Source organism: Bacteroides sp. ET71 (assembly GCF_023336905.1).
GTDB lineage: Bacteria > Bacteroidota > Bacteroidia > Bacteroidales > Bacteroidaceae > Bacteroides.
In genome coordinates this window covers 99,207-116,543 of record NZ_JAMBLS010000001.1, presented here as the reverse complement: position 1 = coordinate 116,543, position 17,337 = coordinate 99,207, and the positions used below count along the sequence as shown (strand labels likewise).

The 17,337-nt window shown below is 46.4% G+C and carries 13 protein-coding genes and 2 pseudogenes; 7 read left to right on the top strand and 8 right to left on the bottom strand.

Annotation, left to right across the window (positions count from 1 at the left end):
* The first annotated feature begins 269 nt into the window (after positions 1 to 269).
* Positions 270 to 2,144 (top strand): hypothetical protein, encoded by a 1,875-nt coding sequence (locus M3090_RS00485; protein ID WP_249053436.1) that lies wholly within the window; start codon positions 270 to 272, stop codon positions 2,142 to 2,144.
* On the opposite strand, the gene M3090_RS00480 is transcribed toward M3090_RS00485, so the two are convergent.
* The 3 genes and pseudogenes from M3090_RS00480 to M3090_RS00470 all read right to left on the bottom strand — a co-directional run.
* Positions 2,109 to 2,933, bottom strand: a complete 825-nt coding sequence (locus tag M3090_RS00480) for a DNA adenine methylase (protein WP_249053435.1) — start codon at positions 2,931 to 2,933, stop codon at positions 2,109 to 2,111. The genes M3090_RS00485 and M3090_RS00480 overlap by 36 nt on opposite strands.
* The gene (locus M3090_RS00475; protein WP_249053434.1) at positions 2,933 to 3,751 is read right to left on the bottom strand and encodes a DNA-methyltransferase; all 819 of its coding nucleotides are present in this window, start codon (positions 3,749 to 3,751) and stop codon (positions 2,933 to 2,935) included. The genes M3090_RS00480 and M3090_RS00475 overlap by 1 nt, the downstream gene beginning before the upstream one ends.
* Before the next feature lie 111 nt (positions 3,752 to 3,862).
* Positions 3,863 to 4,542: pseudogene (locus M3090_RS00470) on the bottom strand (ATP-binding protein); the annotation flags it as partial.
* Positions 4,543 to 4,749: 207 nt separating this feature from the next.
* Between M3090_RS00470 and rhuM the strand changes: the two are divergent.
* Positions 4,750 to 5,072: pseudogene (rhuM, locus tag M3090_RS00465) on the top strand (RhuM family protein); the annotation flags it as partial.
* 20 nt (positions 5,073 to 5,092) lie between these two features.
* Here the strand turns inward: rhuM and M3090_RS00460 are convergent.
* The 5 genes from M3090_RS00460 to M3090_RS00445 all read right to left on the bottom strand — a co-directional run bounded on the left by M3090_RS00460 (position 5,093) and on the right by M3090_RS00445 (position 12,167).
* On the bottom strand, positions 5,093 to 9,967 hold the full coding sequence (locus M3090_RS00460; protein ID WP_249053433.1) for a RecQ family ATP-dependent DNA helicase: 4,875 nt from the start codon (positions 9,965 to 9,967) through the stop codon (positions 5,093 to 5,095).
* 389 nt (positions 9,968 to 10,356) lie between these two features.
* Positions 10,357 to 10,575 carry a hypothetical protein gene (locus M3090_RS00455; RefSeq protein WP_249053432.1) on the bottom strand — a complete coding sequence of 73 codons (219 nt, stop codon included), beginning with the start codon at positions 10,573 to 10,575 and terminating at the stop codon, positions 10,357 to 10,359.
* 117 nt (positions 10,576 to 10,692) lie between these two features.
* On the bottom strand, positions 10,693 to 10,821 hold the full coding sequence (locus M3090_RS15810; RefSeq protein WP_262918791.1) for a hypothetical protein: 129 nt from the start codon (positions 10,819 to 10,821) through the stop codon (positions 10,693 to 10,695).
* Between the two features lie 156 nt (positions 10,822 to 10,977).
* A complete protein-coding gene (locus M3090_RS00450) occupies positions 10,978 to 11,541 on the bottom strand; it encodes a nitroreductase family protein (RefSeq protein ID WP_249053431.1) in 564 nt (187 codons plus the stop codon).
* Positions 11,542 to 11,543: 2 nt separating this feature from the next.
* Positions 11,544 to 12,167 (bottom strand): IMPACT family protein, encoded by a 624-nt coding sequence (locus M3090_RS00445; RefSeq protein WP_249053430.1) that lies wholly within the window; start codon positions 12,165 to 12,167, stop codon positions 11,544 to 11,546.
* An 87-nt stretch (positions 12,168 to 12,254) separates the two neighbouring features.
* On the opposite strand from M3090_RS00445, the gene M3090_RS00440 reads away from it, so the two are divergent.
* The 5 genes from M3090_RS00440 (at position 12,255) to M3090_RS00420 (ending at position 17,168) form a co-directional block, all read left to right on the top strand.
* Positions 12,255 to 13,388: a glycerate kinase gene (locus M3090_RS00440; RefSeq protein ID WP_249053429.1), complete on the top strand. Its 1,134-nt coding sequence runs from the start codon at positions 12,255 to 12,257 to the stop codon at positions 13,386 to 13,388.
* A 204-nt stretch (positions 13,389 to 13,592) separates the two neighbouring features.
* A complete protein-coding gene (gene mutY / locus M3090_RS00435; RefSeq protein ID WP_249053428.1) occupies positions 13,593 to 14,675 on the top strand; it encodes an A/G-specific adenine glycosylase in 1,083 nt (360 codons plus the stop codon).
* 36 nt (positions 14,676 to 14,711) lie between these two features.
* Positions 14,712 to 15,149, top strand: a complete 438-nt coding sequence (locus M3090_RS00430; RefSeq protein WP_249053427.1) for a single-stranded DNA-binding protein — start codon at positions 14,712 to 14,714, stop codon at positions 15,147 to 15,149.
* A gap of 23 nt (positions 15,150 to 15,172) precedes the next feature.
* Positions 15,173 to 16,534, top strand: coding sequence for a gliding motility-associated protein GldE (gene gldE / locus M3090_RS00425; RefSeq protein ID WP_249053426.1), 1,362 nt, complete (start codon positions 15,173 to 15,175; stop codon positions 16,532 to 16,534).
* Positions 16,535 to 16,544: 10 nt separating this feature from the next.
* Positions 16,545 to 17,168: a 4'-phosphopantetheinyl transferase family protein gene (locus tag M3090_RS00420; protein WP_249053425.1), complete on the top strand. Its 624-nt coding sequence runs from the start codon at positions 16,545 to 16,547 to the stop codon at positions 17,166 to 17,168.
* Positions 17,169 to 17,337 lie beyond the last annotated feature (169 nt).

Here is a 17,337-nt window from a genome sequence, read left to right as displayed (position 1 = left end):
TAGTTTTAGACATCCTAGATTCAACTGAATACCGAACTTGCACTTTATTATATGTCAGTTTAGTTAGGATAACAAGGATGTCTGCGCTACATAATATGGGCGTGGATAGAAGGATTGTTGTCTGACGTGGGCTGTGCAAGGCCTTGGTACCAACCAGAATTCTCTCACGCCCTTTTTCTTTAAGAGGGCGTTTCCGCTAAATGGTCATGATTACACGAAATCTGAGAATTCATGGTGACAACATTGTTGAGTGTGAAAGAACGCTTAAAATGATTGCCGAAGCCTATAATTCAATTTATGAGTTACAAAAAAGTCCTGTATATTTCCCCAAATATTCAATCAAAACTAAGGATTGTCTATTTGTTATTGAACTGCTTTCAGGTCATGGTAGATGGAGCGATATCGATTTAGGAGATATTATCTACAAGGCAGGAGGACGATTGAGAGAGTCTGCTGACTCATATTTGACCGAAATTTCAGGAACACAAGAAACAGTTCTGCTTGGAATCGAATACTGTTCAGCCTTACCTGCAGGCAATAATGCTTGGCAACGAAATGGTCGTGCGCTTGCAAGCGTATTTGCGAATGTGCCATATTTGTATTATGCTGAGATAGGTGGTGTTGAGTTAGATGAAAATCGAAATCCTAAAGCACCACGTTACCCAAATCCAGCAGTCCCCTTCTCATATGTTTCACTATCTCATGATATGAATAGTGTATGCCTCCCTGTTTATAGAGCTCATCCATCGATGACTTCACAAAACTTGGTTACATATAAATCTGCATTGGGCTATAGTGACGGACTCGTTTTCATTCGCCAGATTCTTAACGGAGAAGATACAACTTTAACAGTCAACAGTCTTAAAGACAAAGCTGTAAAAATGGTTGAAATTTTATCTAATGGCCGGAAGAAGAAAGACACCCTTAAAGGTAGGGAATGGAAAGCGTTTCTTACTTCCACGAATAGACCTACATGGCTTGTCCTGAATTACAAAGAAGAATGGCAAAAGAAATCATCTGATAAAGTTCTTGTGTCAGATACTTTTAAATTGCTAAAGTCTAAGATCAAAACGCTATCAGTAGTGCCTATCGTAGCAAAAGATTTGCCATTTTGTATTGTTCCACAGCGGAGTCTTACATCTTTGAAAGCATGGATCAAAGAAACATACAATGGTTTGGACGCTTCTTTTGATTTGGAAAAGGATTTGGCTTTGGTATGGATAACAGGTTTCAAACCTAAAGGTGATGATTCACGACCTGATCGAGGATTATCACCTTTATGCCGAATGATATTGGGTAAAGATGCTAATATCATGGCTATTGTATCTGGACCAGGAACAAAATATACTTGGGATAAGCTGCTCAATGCTCCCAATGAACTTTGTAAGAACAATGGTTTGTTCGAGGCTATTTTCTCATGTTGTAATTATCTTCTTGTGGACAGTGCAACTTGCAATCATTATATCTTTATGCCAACAGGAGCCACCCTAAACAAGAACACAGGAACAATTAAATTCCCTTATATCCCAAATCCTGTTGTCAAGTTTTTTGAACATGATACGGATTGTGCTATACATCAAATACTTTCATCACATAATGAGTTAGGAATATTTGAATGTTTCTGTAATCCCCCAGGAGGTGATTGGTCTGGCATTTCATATTTCAAAAACGGCATAGAATATAAGTGGACGTCGCTTCCACGTGTTTCAGAGTTTAGCAAAAGACCGGACCATATTTTCCAATTTGAAAGAAATGGTCAGCTGTTTTTTGTTCCTATTGAGTCAAAGGGCTATGGCAAAGACCTCGAAAATAACATAGGTAATAGACTTAAAGACTATATCAATGATTTGTTTAATAGTGAACCTACTGCATATAAGGCAAACAATCAGACAGGCTGGAAGTACTTTGATGGAACAATCGGTAAGGTAAAATATAATATGATTTCAGTTGGTGCGTTTCTTTACAAAGACGAACGAGAATTAATGAACCAACTCCATACAGGAAATTTGGATGCTATCTTCGCGTTCGAATTTGGAATGATCACAACTTTACACTTTTATGCCAGTGCTAATGGTGAAATTCTTCTTGATTATCTGATGAAAATTGCGTCAGAACAAAGTGGGTTTGTAATTAAGATACACTGATTCTAAAATATTTTCTTGAACCTTGTCTATAACCTTTCTGAAAGCAGATTTTCCTGTCTTTACTTTGAAAGTTGACTTATACAGTTCCTCTGGAGGTGCGTATGAATAATTGCGATCTCCAGAAGAACCATCAAATGTAAGCATCCAATTAACTCCCTTAGAGTTGAGCAAATCAAGCGTTTGATAAAACTCGTTGAGAGAGAACGGAGTTTGTGTATATCGACTCTTTGTTCCGCCATAAGGAGGATCTAAGAACACAAAATCTCCTTCTTTTACATCTGCCAAGCATTCCCTATAATCAACATTAAGGAATTCAAATTTGCGGATAATTTGATGCCATTGATAGATGATAGTAGAAAGACGTTTTGGGGCAATGCCAGGTCTGGTTAGGTGCAATGAATTGTTGAACTCTCCTGCATTATTGTATCTTATCATCCCGTTGAGACAAGTTCTTGTCAGGAACAAAAAGTCAAGAGGATTTTTGGTCTTGTTAAAAACATCTCTTACTTCATAAAACACTTGATGGCCTTCATTTTGAAGCTTATTCCAACGTGTTTCGTATTCAGTCGCAACCAATTCAGGGTTATTCTTTATCTCATTCCATAAAGCAATTAACTCTGGTATGATGTCGCTTGCCTTACCTTTATTTGCCTTTGCAAATGGCATCATAGCGCCACCACCAACAAAAGGTTCGTAATAAGTCTTTGCAGGAAGGAAAAAATCTCCCAACTGGGAAGCAACTGTTCGTTTACTGCCTGACCATTTAATAACTGGTTGTAGTGGTTTCATTAGAATAAGGAATGATTTTTCTTTTGAAGCGCATCTTCCAATCTTTTCTGCGCAATGTCAATATATTTATTTTCAATCTCAAAACCTGTTACATTCATTCCGAAATTTATTCCTGCAACCATTTCAGTTCCTGAGCCAGCAAATGGTACAAGAAGATTTCCACCCTCTACACCACATAGTGCAAGGATTCTTTCTGAAACTTTTAATGGTTTCTGAGTTGGATGGGAGCCAAATTTCATTTCCTCCTTGGATTTATTGTTTGGTATATCCCATACGGTTCTCATTTGTTTACCAGCTTCTTTAAGCAAGTCTGATGAGGAATGGAAAGCTTTTGATGCTTCATAATTAAAGAAGTATTTTCTTTTCTTTTCACCGCCTTTATGAACCCAAAGAATCGTTTCATGACTGGCAGTCAATCTTCTACCTGAAAGATTAGGAAAAGAATTGCGCTTATACCATGCAATTTCATTGATGATTTCTAATCCTAATAACTGGCAACATACGTTGACAAAGCCTGAATTGTGATATGTCGCATGAATCCAGATAGAACCTTCTAACTTGATAATTCTTTTCAGTTCTTTTAACCAAGCAAATGTGTTAAGGAATGAATTATTCTTAGACAATAAGTCCCAGGCTTCATTTTCAAGATTCCATTCCCCACCAAATCCTGCTACTTTTCCTTTTTTACCATAGTCCCAGTTGTGCTTTGAAGAAGCTCCGTATGGAGGGTCAACAATGCACAAATCAAAACTGTCTGATTCAAGGGCTTTTAATCCTTCAAAGACATCTTGGTTAATAAGATTATATTGTACAGCCATTTTAATTCTATTTTTTGTTTTTACTTACCTGCAAACCATTCAAGTCCTTCTTTTTGAAGTGTTTGTCGCTTTTCATTTTGATGTTCCAATAGGATTGCCGCATTTTCTGTCTCCAAACCTTTTCTCCGAACTTTTATTATTTGCACCGAACTTTCTCTCCGAACCTTCTTCGTTTACGGGGTACTTTCCGAGGGTACTATTTACCCTATCGGCCACTTCCTCTACGGGAATTCTGCCATTCTCGCCTCAGTTCAAGTTATAGAAGGTGGCATTACGGTGTAATCCTGATGGATAAGATGGTTTACCAATCCTTCAAAAATGGCACGGTCAGAATAGTCGGGGAGGTTCTGTCGATAGTTCGGCATCTTCACCCATCCGCTCATGGTGTAGTACTTAATGAAGTCCATGCCGTATTTCAAAAGCAAAACGAGGTTGGCTCTGTGTTCTACAGAACTGATAGCGTCATCCTTATAAAGTCCCGTCCATCGGGTACAGAAGATGCGTGATTGGAATACGGTGCAGTTGTCAACGAACAGAAGTCCAGCATTGGTCAGTTTTCCGTCAAAAGTTACCAAGCCAAATGATTCAAGATACTTGTCGTTCCATTCCTGATGCGTCTCTAATCCTACAATTTCTCCTTCATCACTTACTCCATAGAACAAGCTGCCGCCGTCCGTATTGGCAAAGGTCGACACGGATTTAAGCCACGACTTCACTTTCTTGTGTTCCAACATTCCCTTGAAGTCGTAAGACGTATATTCTGCTATATGCCTGTTATCGTGTATCTGCATGATCTTCTTGCTGTTGTATGGGCACAATAACCCAAATCCAATTACAAACATACATAAAAAAGCTCATTTCCCGTCTAATTGGAATGGGAAAAATCGGATTAGGAAGAAGAAATCTTCGTAAAATCCATTCCTGAATGTAATTACATAATGGCTTTCTGAGGATTTCCTATACCTTCGTATTTGTGGTAATTAATAATTAAAGGAATCGTGGCAAAGAATTTTGAGATACGGAACAGCACGGCAGAATTTCTTACCTTTATAGCTGAAGGTAAGGAGGATGGGATTCAAGTGTTGTATAAGGATGAAACTATATGGGCAACACAAAAAGCGATGGCTTCATTGTTTGACTGCTCAGCCGATAACATTGGAGTTCATCTGAGAAATATATTCAGCTCTAACTGGATAAAGAGGCAACTACCGAGAAAATTTCGGTAGTTTAAAAAGAATGGGAAAGAGAGGTAAACAGAGTTACCACATTCTACAATCTCGATGCCATCATATCCGTTGGCTACCGTGTCAATTCCGTTCGCACTCCTTTAAGTGCTTTAACTTACAAAGAAAGTATCAGGTCTGCTAATAGGACAGCCGTTTCCGCTTCATCTTTGGGCGCATCTTTAGGTTTCCACGCCACAACGAACCGTACAGATGCAGATTTCACCTTATAGCCTCTTTGTTCCCATTCGGCTAATGCCCTCTGCATTTTTGATGATAATTTTGCGATTGGCTTATCGCTCAATGAACTATACAAAAAGAAATTATTGTAAATTAATGAATCTCCTCCTTTCAGAGCTAAGACCTCTTGTTTCCGATTTTTGAAAAATCCCAAATTGACATCTTTGTGAGAGAGCTGTAGCATAATCTCTTCGGGCATGTCATATTGCTGTTGGTCAACGTGATATTGGTCTACACTTAAATGGTTAAAGCAATCGCCGTTTGTGTGTATGAATAGTCTGTTTTTTGCACGGGTTATGCCTACGTAATATCGACGCATCAGATGGTCTTCCTTTACATAGCTGTCCGATATGAGCATATATACATCGTCAAACTCCCTGCCTTTAGCCTTGTGAATGGTTGATACCACAACATCGGTTCCTGATGTGTCACAGAAGTCTTCCACTGACGACTCAAATGCAAATTCTCTGAAGTCACTGAAATATTTTGTTCTGTTAGTTTGCTCAAACTGTTCCACACACCGCTTTACATAGATCAAACTTAGGCTTCTGTCATAAATAGAAAAGGTTGCATGTTTGGCCTCTTCCCATAGCTCTTCTGTGATTAGTGGTGTTTTTATCCGTTTGTCTATATACCTCAGGAAGTATCTCATTTCCGCTATGTTCCAAAAACGCAAGCCGTCCATTGATTGTATCAGTTTGCTGTTTATGCCATGCTTTCGCAGGAGGGCTGTCAAGATTACGGCCTCTTCGTTTGTTTGGGTGAGTACACACGAAGTGCCTTTGCCCTTGTGCTGAAGTAAGTTTTCGACAAGCGGTTGGTACATATATGCTGAGTGATGGCGTATTATTTCTACCCATCCTTTCTCTTTTCTCATAGAGATGATAGCTGTGCTTTTTATCCTTTTATGGATGGTTTTCAAGAATCCGTTGGCAAAATCCACCGGCTGGTGTGCACTGCGGTAATTCTCGGTCATTTCGACAAATGTACTTCCGTTTTTTTGCGATAGCCGATACATATAATCGGAATCGGAACCCCGGAATTCATAGATGTTTTGGTCATCGTCTCCCACTGCTATCACTCGCATTTCTTCGTTATGGGTCATCAGAGCCATTACAAGTGCATATTCTTCTGCTCCCATGTCTTGGGCTTCATCTATAACCAATACCGTCTTACCGATTTTGTTTGGTTCAACTTCTCCTTGACGTATCATTTCGGCTGCTTTTGAGACGACATTCTTTGAATCTTCAAGATTTCCTATTCGACCCAAGAGGTCGAAACAATAGGAATGGAATGTTTTTATTTCAACAAAATGAGCTGCATTGCCTATCAACTCCATAAGCCGTTGTTTGAATTCTGTAGCGGCTGCCCTTGAAAATGTCAGCATCAGTAACTGTTCGTGTTTTACGTCTTCAAGCAACAGAAGTGAGGCCAGTTTGTGAACCAGTACTCGTGTCTTTCCACTACCGGGACCTGCCGCAACCACAATGCAGCGTGAATTCTTGTCGGAAATGATTTCCATTTGCCGTTTGGATAATTGTCCAAACAATTGATTGTATTTCTGTGGTGTCAAGTTGCGTTGTATCTCGCTTGTTCTGTCTCCCTTAAAATATTTTGTGACAAACTTCTTGTAGTCCATCTGGAAATAATCCTGGACATATTGCAAGGCTGCATGATAATTCCTTACCATCAGATTGGCATATTCCCCCACAATATGTACTTGCTGGATTTTTAGTTTGTAGAATTCGTTCAGCATTCGGTAGTCGTCTTGCTTGTATCTTGACTTATTGTCTTTTATTCTTTGGATATTCATGGCGTTGTATAGTACCAGAAAACCACCTTCAAGTTTTAGCGCGCCGATTTTCGATAAATACAAAAGTGCTTCTTCCACATCTTCCAACTGAATATCATCAAGTCCACCAAAAAGAGATTGGGAGCTAGATTTTATCCGGTTCAGAAGCTCTACTACGGAGAACTGTATGGCTTTGCCGGGTACATTCTCCTTTTCTGCATTTAGCGCCAATTTGTATAGCCATTCCACGGTAAAGCGACTTATTTCCAATCGTTTTTCAAATCGCCTGATGGTAGATTCCAGATCTGCCTGACGAGTTATCTCCATGTTATGGACCGCATCCTCTTTTTTACGCGTATATCCCTTGATGGTGAGGAAATAAAGTAACGTCCGAATGTCTTTCTCTTTGGATGTGCTGATTCCATCGTTTACGGCATTCTCATTCAGTTGCTTGTATGATATTCGTAAAGACTCATCGGGAATATGATTGAGAATGTATTGTTCAAGTTTTGCAAAGCGTTCGAGGAGCATTTGCGACTTTCGTTCCGAATCACCTGCGTCCTGCAAATAGGCAGATATGTCCTTGCTGTCTGCCAATATGCCTTCCTGTCGCATGCGCTCCACTACTGATATAACGTCTTTTTTGCTTAATCCCAAAATGTCTGCCAGATAGTCGATTCGTGATTCGGCTTCCGAGTCTTGGGCCTTGGCGATATGTTTTTGAGAAATCAATGACTTGATGATACGGATAGCCTTTTCGATTTCATCGCTGCCAAAAAGTAGTGATGCTGATATGCGCTCTCTCGCTTCGTCCATATTCTTTACCGTTATTCCCGTGGCATATACATGAGGAACATTGCTTCCTCTTACCAAATATCCGCTTTGTTCTAAAGCCGCTAATGCAGTTCGTACACGGGTCTCAATGTCAGATACCGAATCATCCCATCCTGCTTGTCGGGCAATCTCCAACGCAGAGCAGTTGACTTTCATACGGTGTTTGGTAAGGCTTTTGACAGCTTTCCATACTTGTTGTATTTCGCTAATGCTAAGTTTTGTTTGGTTTAGCAATATAAAATGCTTGTCCAAATCATTGTCATTATAAAGTACATAACAACGTGCGCTAAGATCGGGGTCACGGCCTGCTCTGCCTGCCTCTTGAACATAATTCTCCAGCGAATCGGAAATGTCATAATGTACCACAAGACCGACATCTTTCTTGTCCACTCCCATGCCAAATGCGGATGTGGCCACAATGATGTGTACCTGATCGTTCATGAAAGCGTCTTGGTTGGCTATTTTTTCATCGGCTTCCATTTTCCCATTGAAAGAGAGTGCCTTGTAACCGTCGCGAGTAAGCTTTGCAGCCAGTTCTCTTGTCCGTTTGGTACGTGATACGTAAACAATTGTCGGACAATCGGCTTCTGCGACAAGTTCTCTTAGTTTCAGATATTTGTCATTGTCATTCTCCACATGTATGACAGAATAGTGCAGATTCGTTCTTGTGGCAGTTGATGCGAATAATTCCAGATTCAAATTCAAAGTCTGCTTGAAATAGTCGCAGATGTCTTGGATTACTTTCTGTTTGGCCGTAGCCGTGAAACAAGATACTGGTATCGGGGTTTTACATTTTTTCTTTTCCTGGTATTGTTGGATGAATTTGCCAATGTAGAGATAGTCAACCCTGAAATCCTGCCCCCATGAAGAAAAGCAGTGCGCTTCGTCTATTACAAACCTTACAACGTGGCGCGCCATCAATATTTTCTCGATCGTTTTTGAGCGAAGCATTTCGGGAGAGATATATAACAGCGAGGCTTCTCCATCTTGTACTCTTTGTATGGACAGCGATCTTGTGATGGGATCTAACATTCCATTTATGGTTACGGCATCCGTGATGCCTCTGTCGGCAAGGTTATCTACCTGATCTTTCATCAAGGACTGCAAGGGGGAGATAACCACCGTAAGCCCATGCATGGAATGTCCAGCCATGAGTGCAGGCAATTGGAAAGTAAGTGATTTGCCGCCACCGGTAGGAAATATCGCCAACAGCGATTTCCCTTCCACTGCAGCTTGGGCAGCATGTTCTTGCAGTGGCTCGCCTTCGTATGTCCGGAAGCACTCGTAGCCAAAAAATGTTTTTAAGTTATGAAGCACATCCAATTGCGTACGGCAATAGTCACAGCCTTTGTGGCAATTGGTATGGCGCAAGAGTTTTACGATAAATTCCACTTCCGGATAATTATAAAGCACCCATCCGGGAGTGATGGAGCGGTAATCGGTGGTATCAATCAGAGCCAAAGCGTATGCCAATCCGCATGGATATTGATGAATGAGCATGTCAAGGTCGGCATGTTGGCAAATCTTTCCTGCATAAAAATCTTTTATAAGTCCTGGTATTCCTTCATGGATATATGCTGCACTTACCATACTGAGAAATCCTTCAAATTCCTTCTTGTCTTTCAGCAGCGATGCGAATAGCAAACGCTTTTCTTTCGGTAATGAATGCCAGCGTGCTATTTCATCCAGCAATAAGTCCTTTGCTTTTTTGCAGTCGTTCACCGGATTGTTCATCTGTTCGCTGATTAGCTTGTCATCTTTCACAAGTCTGTGATAAGGACGTTCCGGGAATAGTAAAGGCGAAACATAAAGTGTGTCAACTAAGGTCCAGTGGCATTTTGGGTCCGTAAACAGGTAGTTGGCATCGTGGTGAATGATATTGTGACCACAGATATAGTCTACATCATTTAGGAAAATAAATAATTCTTCTTTTGAAGTTTTATGAAATGTCGTGTCATCATGTTTGAGTGCTCCTATATCATGAATATTATGGTCTTTTAAGCCCACTTCAACATCTACTATGGCATAATGAGGAGCACTGCATGGTGCAGAATTGGTTTTATTGCCGATAATTTTGTTTTTATTCTCGACTTTCTCAGGTCCAAAGAGTTTACCCCATATTGACATATCGCAATATAATAAATAGTTCTAAAACTTGGATTTGTTATGTATCTGCATAAGTTCATTATGATTCAGGTATATTACCTAGTATCATATACAAAAGTAAGGATAAAAGTCGAAGAATCTATTAAAAATGCCATAGACTTTTGATTATTATGCGTTTATATCACGAATTTTTCAAATAAATCTGCACTTTTGCGACATAGAGCTGTGGTTGCTTATGAATGCTTATTTTCGGGTTTGCATGATATTTGCAACACGTTCACGCAAGTAGCTTGGGAGATATAATGTATTGATTTTGAGGAGAAATTTCTGTGGTCTCTGGTGCGGCTGATATGTTTTTCGGGTTGTTGTGCCAGCATCTGCTTGGCATAGCCGATGCGAAGCTTGGTAATCTATTCGCGGAATGAGGCATGGTCGGTGGGCTTGGTGTAGGAGGAGGGGTATGTGTGGTTGGTGTTGAATATATCGGCCAATTCTTCGATGGCCAGTACCGGGCTGATATAGTCTTTCTGATTTATCCGTTCGGCTGTGGGCTTTTCGATGTTTTTTGTAATAGCGTGGGGCGTCGGGCGATGTTTTTTCTGCCTTGAGACAGGCTTTTTCGGTGTCAACGGGTGTTCCTTTTTCCTGAATGTTTTCCCTCTGTTTGTGGAAAAGGAGGTAATTCGTATAAGACCAGTACAAGTAGACGTAGAAAGGGATAGAAGGAGATGGTATTTGCAGGGCCATCAGAAACAGTCCGGCATATTGTTTTGTCCCTTCCGGAATGGCAATGAGGGTTGTGCCGGAAAGAGGGCGAAGAACAGCATCAGCACCAGTGCCGTACTCGATGAATACGCATATCTTGCATCGTCCATCGCTTTATGCTTTTATTGTGCGATGGGGGACGTGCAATGGATGACCGCAAGTCGCGGTGCAAATCTTCAGTGTTTATCTTTTGGCAGCGAGTATTCGCATATCTTATTGTTTAGCAGTGGCTCTTTGCCATTCTTGCCATTCTTTCCTGTTATTTTCTATCGTATAATGGTTACAGTTCCTTCCTTGACTTTTTTCGGCTTGACGACCGTGTCTGCAGGAGCGTAGCCCAGGGCGGCACAGCCGTACACCTTGTGGTTCGCAGGCACGCCCAGCCGGTTGAGCAGGGTGCGTACGTCCGGGTCGTCGCAGGTCTGCCCGATTTGGTTTATCCAGCAGGAGTCTATGCCCAGCGAACGGGCTGCCAGGAAGATGTTTTCCAGGGCGCAGGCGCAGTCCATACTTGCCCACCATTGGGTCGGCTCGTTGGAGACAATGACAAGCGTGGGGGCGTGGTAGTAGCAGCAGTAGGTCGTGCTGTGGCCCCGCTCTTGCAGGCGTGGCTCAGAGCTTTTGGCGAAGGCTTTTTTGACGGCTTCGTTCAGTTCGCAGAGTATTTCTTTGTTCTGAATGGCGGTGAAGTGCCAGGTTTCCAGGTGCATGCCGTTGGGGGCATAGGTGGCTGCCTGCAATATCTGGTTCAAATTTTCGGCCGATACTTGGCGGTCGGTGTAGACGCGCGTGCTGTGGCGTGCCTGGATGTTGTTCAATACTTCGTTCATAACTATTTGTGTTTAAGGGTTTCGGTTTCTTCTTGTATCCGTAGCGTTTCCACCTTGGCCAAGCGTTCCTTCAGGCGTGGCATCAGTGAGCGCCGGATGCTGAGTGACATGGTGCAATCGGTGTCGTAACCTTGGGAGAGGAGGGTGGGGCCTTCTTCTTTGACGATGCGCATGACGTCGTTCATGAAGGGGTATTCGAAGAACACGGTGACCGTTTCGTCCACTGTCTTTTCGATGACGGTGGCTGCGGCCAGTGCTTCGGCCGCGGCGGTGCGGTAGGCCACAATCAGGCCGCTTGTGCCCAGCTTTATCCCTCCGAAGTAGCGCACCACGATGATGAGCACGTCTGTCAGTTCGTTGGAGTTGATTTGTCCCAGGATGGGTTTGCCTGCCGTTCCGGACGGTTCTCCGTTGTCGTTGGCACGGAATTCTTTGCGCTCTGCCCCCAGCATGTAGGCGTAGCAGACGTGGCGCGCGTCGTAGTATTTCTTCTGATAGCTTTCGACGTAGGCTTTCACATCGGCCACGGTGCGTACGGGCAGGGCTGTGGCGATGAACTTGCTTCGCTTCTCGGTATAGATGCCTTCGGCCGGAGCGGCAATGGTTTTATAGGTATCTTCGTTCATGTGGGGGCAAAGATACGATAAATTGCTCTTTCCTGTGCGGCGTGTGGGGGGAAAATGCTACTTTTGTGGGTCTGAATGTCGAAGTGTATGCCCAAGATTGTAGTTGCCATAGATTCTTTGAAAGGCTGCCTAACCTCGCTGGAGGCGGGCGAGGCGGCCGCCGAGGGAGTGAAGCGTGCGTGTCCCTGCTGTGAGGTGTCGGTCTTGCCTGTGGCCGACGGGGGCGAGGGGATGCTGGAAGCCCTGGCCGGCACTGGGGGAGGGCGGTTGGTGCATCTGACTGCCCACGGTCCGCTGATGGAGGAGCGTGAGACGTGCTACGGCGTGTCGGCCGACGGTGCGACGGCTGTCGTCGAGATGGCCCGCATCAGCGGACTGCCGTTGGTGCCCGCCGGACGGCGCAATCCGATGCAGACCACGACCTTGGGCACGGGTGAAGTGCTGCGCGATGCCCTCCGTCGCGGGTGCCGCCGTGTGCTGCTCGGTCTGGGGGGCAGCGCGACGAACGATGCCGGGCTGGGGATGTTGCAGGCCTTGGGCTATCGCTTTCTGGATGCCGCCGGTCGTGAAGTGGGGCAGGGCGGGCAGGCCTTGGCCCGGGTGGAACGGATAGACGCTTCGGATGCGATGCCCGAGTTGGCGCAGACCCGCTTCGTGGCCGCCTGCGACGTGCAGAATCCTTTCTACGGCCCGCAGGGAGCCGCTTGCGTTTTTGCCCCGCAGAAGGGCGCCACGCCCGCGATGGTGAGGGAGCTGGACGACGGGCTTCGGCATTTTGCCGACATCGTTCGCCGCAACTTGGGGACGGACATCGCGACCCTGCCCGGCGCTGGAGCGGCCGGCGGACTGGGCGGGGGTGTGTCGGCCTTCCTTCATGCCGAGTTGCGTCGGGGCATCGAGCTGGTGCTGGAAAGTGCCGGGTTCGCCCGCCGCATCCGGGGTGCCGACCTGATTCTGACAGGCGAAGGAAAGTCCGACCGCCAGACGCTGATGGGCAAGGTGCCGGCCGGAGTCTTGGCCGAAGCCAGCCGGCAAGGCATCCCCGTGGCCCTGCTGGCCGGGCGGGTGGAGGACGAGCCGTCTTTGCGCGAAGCGGGCTTTCGCCACGTCCTCTGCATCAACCCACCCCGCACGCCCGATGCCGTGGCTCTGTCGCCCGACTACGCCCGCCGACGGCTGGCGCAGACGGCGGAAGACTTGGTTCGTACCCTCTTCCCCTGATGCTTGGACGCCCTGTCCAAGATGTTTGGACACCCTTTCCAAGATGCTTGGAAGAGCCGCGCCCGTAGTTCGGAAGAAGCGCGCCTCGTGTCCGGAACGGGCAAGCCCGTGTCGCATCCCGGGAATTTTTCTTCCGAAACCGTCCCCGTTCCCCGTCAAAAGCCCTATCTTTGCCCCGTTTTCCAAGAATAAATTCTGTGTGAGATGAAGAATGATTCAAATAGATTCAGCCGCACCCTGCTGGCGTGGTACCGCGACAACAAACGTGAGTTGCCCTGGCGCGACACACGCGACCCGTACCTCATTTGGGTGTCTGAAATCATCCTCCAGCAAACGCGCGTGGCGCAGGGCTATGACTATTACGCCCGCTTTGTCCACCGCTTCCCCGACGTGCGTTCTCTGGCCGAGGCCGACGAGGAAGAGGTGATGCGCTACTGGCAAGGCCTGGGCTACTACTCGCGCGCCCGTAACCTTCATGCCGCCGCCCGCAGCATGGCCGGCGCTGTCTTCCCCAAGACCTACCAGTCGGTGCGCGCGCTGAAGGGCGTGGGCGACTATACGGCGGCTGCCATCTGTTCGTTTGCCTACGACATGCCCTGCGCCGTGGTCGACGGCAATGTCTATCGCGTCCTTGCCCGCTACCTGGGCGTCGACACCCCGATAGACTCTACCGAGGGCAAGAAGACCTTTGCCGCCCTGGCCCGCGAAATGCTCGACGTGAATCATCCGGCCGACTACAACCAGGCCATCATGGACTTCGGCGCCCTGGTCTGCACGCCACAGTCGCCCACCTGTCTTCTTTGCCCCCTGGCCGACAGTTGTGCCGCCCTGGCCTCCGGACGAGTGACACAACTGCCCGTGAAGCAGCACAAGACCAAGCAGACCGACCGCTATCTGAACTACCTCTTCGTGCGTATGGGCGACGACACCCTGATTCGCAAACGCACCGGCAAGGACATCTGGAAGAACCTCTTCGAACTGCCCCTGCTGGAGAGCGACCGCGACCTGTCGACGGACGAGTTCCTGGCTTCCCCCCTCCTGGCAGACTTCCTGGCCGGACACCCCGGAGCAGTAGTACGTCCTTTGCAGCGGGGAGTGAAACACGTCCTTTCGCACCGCATCCTTCACGCTCATTTCTACGAAGTCCTTCTGCCGGCAGACACCGCCCCGTTCGACGGCTTTCTGCGCGTCCCCCTGTCCGGACTCGACTCTTACGCCTGGCCGCGGTTGCTGCACGCCTTTCTTGAAAAACTGCTAAAAAAGGATTCCGATACTTGCATGGTGTAGATATTCTCGCTAATTTTGGGCACAAATTTGCACGATATGGGAATCAACAAAGTAATACTGCTGGGTAATGCCGGACAAGACCCCAAAGTGACCTGGTACGAAGGCGGAAGCTGCGTGGCACAACTCTCGCTGGCTACCACCGAGAAAGGCTACACGCTTCAGAACGGTACGCAGGTGCCCGACCGCACGGAATGGCACAACCTCATCTTCCGCAACCGCCTGGGCGAAATCGTCGAGAAATATGTCCACAAGGGCGACAAACTCTATGTCGAGGGCAAAATCCGCACCCGTTCGTACGATGACCAGACCGGGGCCAAGCGCTACGTGACCGAAATATTCGTCGACACCATGGAGATGCTTACCCCGAAAAGTGCGGCACAAACTTCCGCACCTACTCCCGTGGCACCGCAGCCTGCACGCCCGCAGAACACGGCCCCGTCACAGGACGATGGCGCAGACGATTTGCCGTTTTGATTGTTTAACTAATACCTACTTCTTTGGACTCAGACACTTACTTATGCCCGGTGGCAGATTGGTTTAGTCAGGTATCTGTCACCGCTCCTTCCGAATGGGCTATTGCCGCCATCATCTGCGCAGCACTCCTCCTGCTGCTATCCGCCTTCGTTTCGGCTTCCGAACGCGCTTTCTTTTCACTGACACCAGCCGACATCTCCTCCATCGCCGAGGAAAAGCAGGCAGCCGACGTGCGTGTCTCCCGGTTGCTGGAAGACAAGGAACGTCTGCTGGCGACCTTGCTGCTTGTCAACAGCTTGTCCAACGTCTCCATCATCCTGCTCTGCCACTTCTTTTTTACCGACGTCTTCCATTTTGCTTCCGTCTTCTGGCAAAGCTTTGTACTGACACTCTTTCTGTCCGTCCTCATCCTGCTGTTTGGCGAAATCATGCCGAAGATGTTTTCCACCCGGCATCCCTTGTCTTTTTGCCGTCATGCGGCTTCCGGCCTCGATGCCTGCCGGGCGGCCTTCTATCCGTTCTCTTCCGTACTGATGCGGGTCATGGCCTGGATGGACAAAAGTATGGCGCGGAAAAGAACACACGCCATTTCTGTGGACGAACTGTCGCATGCGTTGGAGTTAACCGACAAAAACGAACTGTCGGAAGAAAGCCATATCTTGGAAGGTATCATCCGTTTCGGCGAAGAAACCGCCAAGGAAATCATGACCTCACGCCTGGATGTAGTCGATTTGGAGTATCATACCCCCTTCAAGGAAGTGCTGCAGTGTGTGGTCGAAAACGTCTATTCGCGTATCCCGGTTTATTCGGAAACACGCGACAACATCAAAGGCATCCTGTATATCAAAGACCTGCTTCCCTATCTGACGCGAGGCGACGATTTCAACTGGCAGACCCTGATTCGTCCGGCCTACTTCGTGCCCGAAACCAAGATGATAGACGAATTGCTCCGCAACTTTCAGGCCAACAAGATACACATCGCTATCGTGGTGGATGAATATGGCGGAACATCGGGCATCGTGACAATGGAAGACATCATAGAAGAAATCGTAGGTGAAATCCATGATGAATACGACGAAGAAGAGCGCACGTACACCCGTCTGAACGAACACACGTGGATTTTTGAAGCCAAGACCCAACTGATAGATTTCTATAAGATAACCAAGGTAGATGAAGATGTCTTTGACGAAGTAGCCGGTGATGCCGATACGTTGGCCGGCCTGTTGCTGGAACTGAAAGGAGAATTTCCCGCTTTACATGAAAAGGTGTCTTACGGTCGTTACGAGTTTGAGATTCTGGAGAGAGACAATCGGCGTATCTTGAAAGTGAAGTTTACCGTTCATGACCCTTCGGAAGCCTCTAAAGCAGAAAAAACGGTCGCCTGACGAATGCCTTATGCCACTGTTCCGCCAACATAAAGAATCTGCCTGTCATTGGGGCATTTGGAAGATGGATGAGAGCTATGAAGAACTCTGCTCGTTGCTTCCCTCTTCGTTGGTGACGGAAGCAGAAACCCGCTTCTCTGCTCTTCATCGTCGGCAGGAATGGCTTTCTGTCCGAGCTTTGTTGAGAGCGCTATCTGCTGAAAACCACGAAATCGCCTACCAGCCTTCCGGTAAGCCTTACCTGGCCGGTTCAGCCAAGCACATCAGCATCTCGCACACCAAGGGTTATGTGGCCGTTATCTTAGGTGCTTCCACCGTAGGCATCGATATTGAACAGTACGGCCCTCGTGTACGTAAAGTGGCGTCAAGATATATGCGCTTCGACGAGCATCCGCAGCCTTATGCGGGCGATGACACCTGGAGCCTGCTGCTTCACTGGTCGGCCAAAGAAGTCCTGTTCAAGTGTCTGGATGCGGAAGAAGTCGATTTTAAGGAACATATGCGTATATTTCCTTTTACACCCGGTCCGCAAGGTACTTTCCATGCCTGTGAGTATAAGACGGAGCTGCACCGTTCTTTTCTGATTCATTATCTGTTGCATGCAGACTTTGTGTTGACCTGGACTTTCTTCTGAATGTGTTTTTAGTGTGGAACTTAACAACCTGCCTCAAGCATGAATATCTTGGCCAGTTAAACGCATATGTCTCTTATTAAACCATTAAAAGAATAAATCGTACACATATAAGATGGATTGAAAAGGAAATATCCAATTCCCCTTTTCAGTCCATCTTTTGCACAAACTT

Coding starts and splice junctions, on each gene's coding strand:
- M3090_RS00485 (WP_249053436.1), top strand. CDS start 270: ATGATTGCCGAAGCCTATAATTCAATTTATGAGTTACAAAAAAGTCCT.
- M3090_RS00480 (WP_249053435.1), bottom strand. CDS start 2,933: ATGAAACCACTACAACCAGTTATTAAATGGTCAGGCAGTAAACGAACA.
- M3090_RS00475 (WP_249053434.1), bottom strand. CDS start 3,751: ATGGCTGTACAATATAATCTTATTAACCAAGATGTCTTTGAAGGATTA.
- M3090_RS00460 (WP_249053433.1), bottom strand. CDS start 9,967: ATGTCAATATGGGGTAAACTCTTTGGACCTGAGAAAGTCGAGAATAAA.
- M3090_RS15810 (WP_262918791.1), bottom strand. CDS start 10,821: ATGGACGATGCAAGATATGCGTATTCATCGAGTACGGCACTGGTGCTG.
- M3090_RS00450 (WP_249053431.1), bottom strand. CDS start 11,541: ATGAACGAAGTATTGAACAACATCCAGGCACGCCACAGCACGCGCGTC.
- M3090_RS00445 (WP_249053430.1), bottom strand. CDS start 12,167: ATGAACGAAGATACCTATAAAACCATTGCCGCTCCGGCCGAAGGCATC.
- M3090_RS00440 (WP_249053429.1), top strand. CDS start 12,255: ATGCCCAAGATTGTAGTTGCCATAGATTCTTTGAAAGGCTGCCTAACC.
- mutY (WP_249053428.1), top strand. CDS start 13,593: ATGAAGAATGATTCAAATAGATTCAGCCGCACCCTGCTGGCGTGGTAC.
- M3090_RS00430 (WP_249053427.1), top strand. CDS start 14,712: ATGGGAATCAACAAAGTAATACTGCTGGGTAATGCCGGACAAGACCCC.
- M3090_RS00420 (WP_249053425.1), top strand. CDS start 16,545: ATGCCACTGTTCCGCCAACATAAAGAATCTGCCTGTCATTGGGGCATT.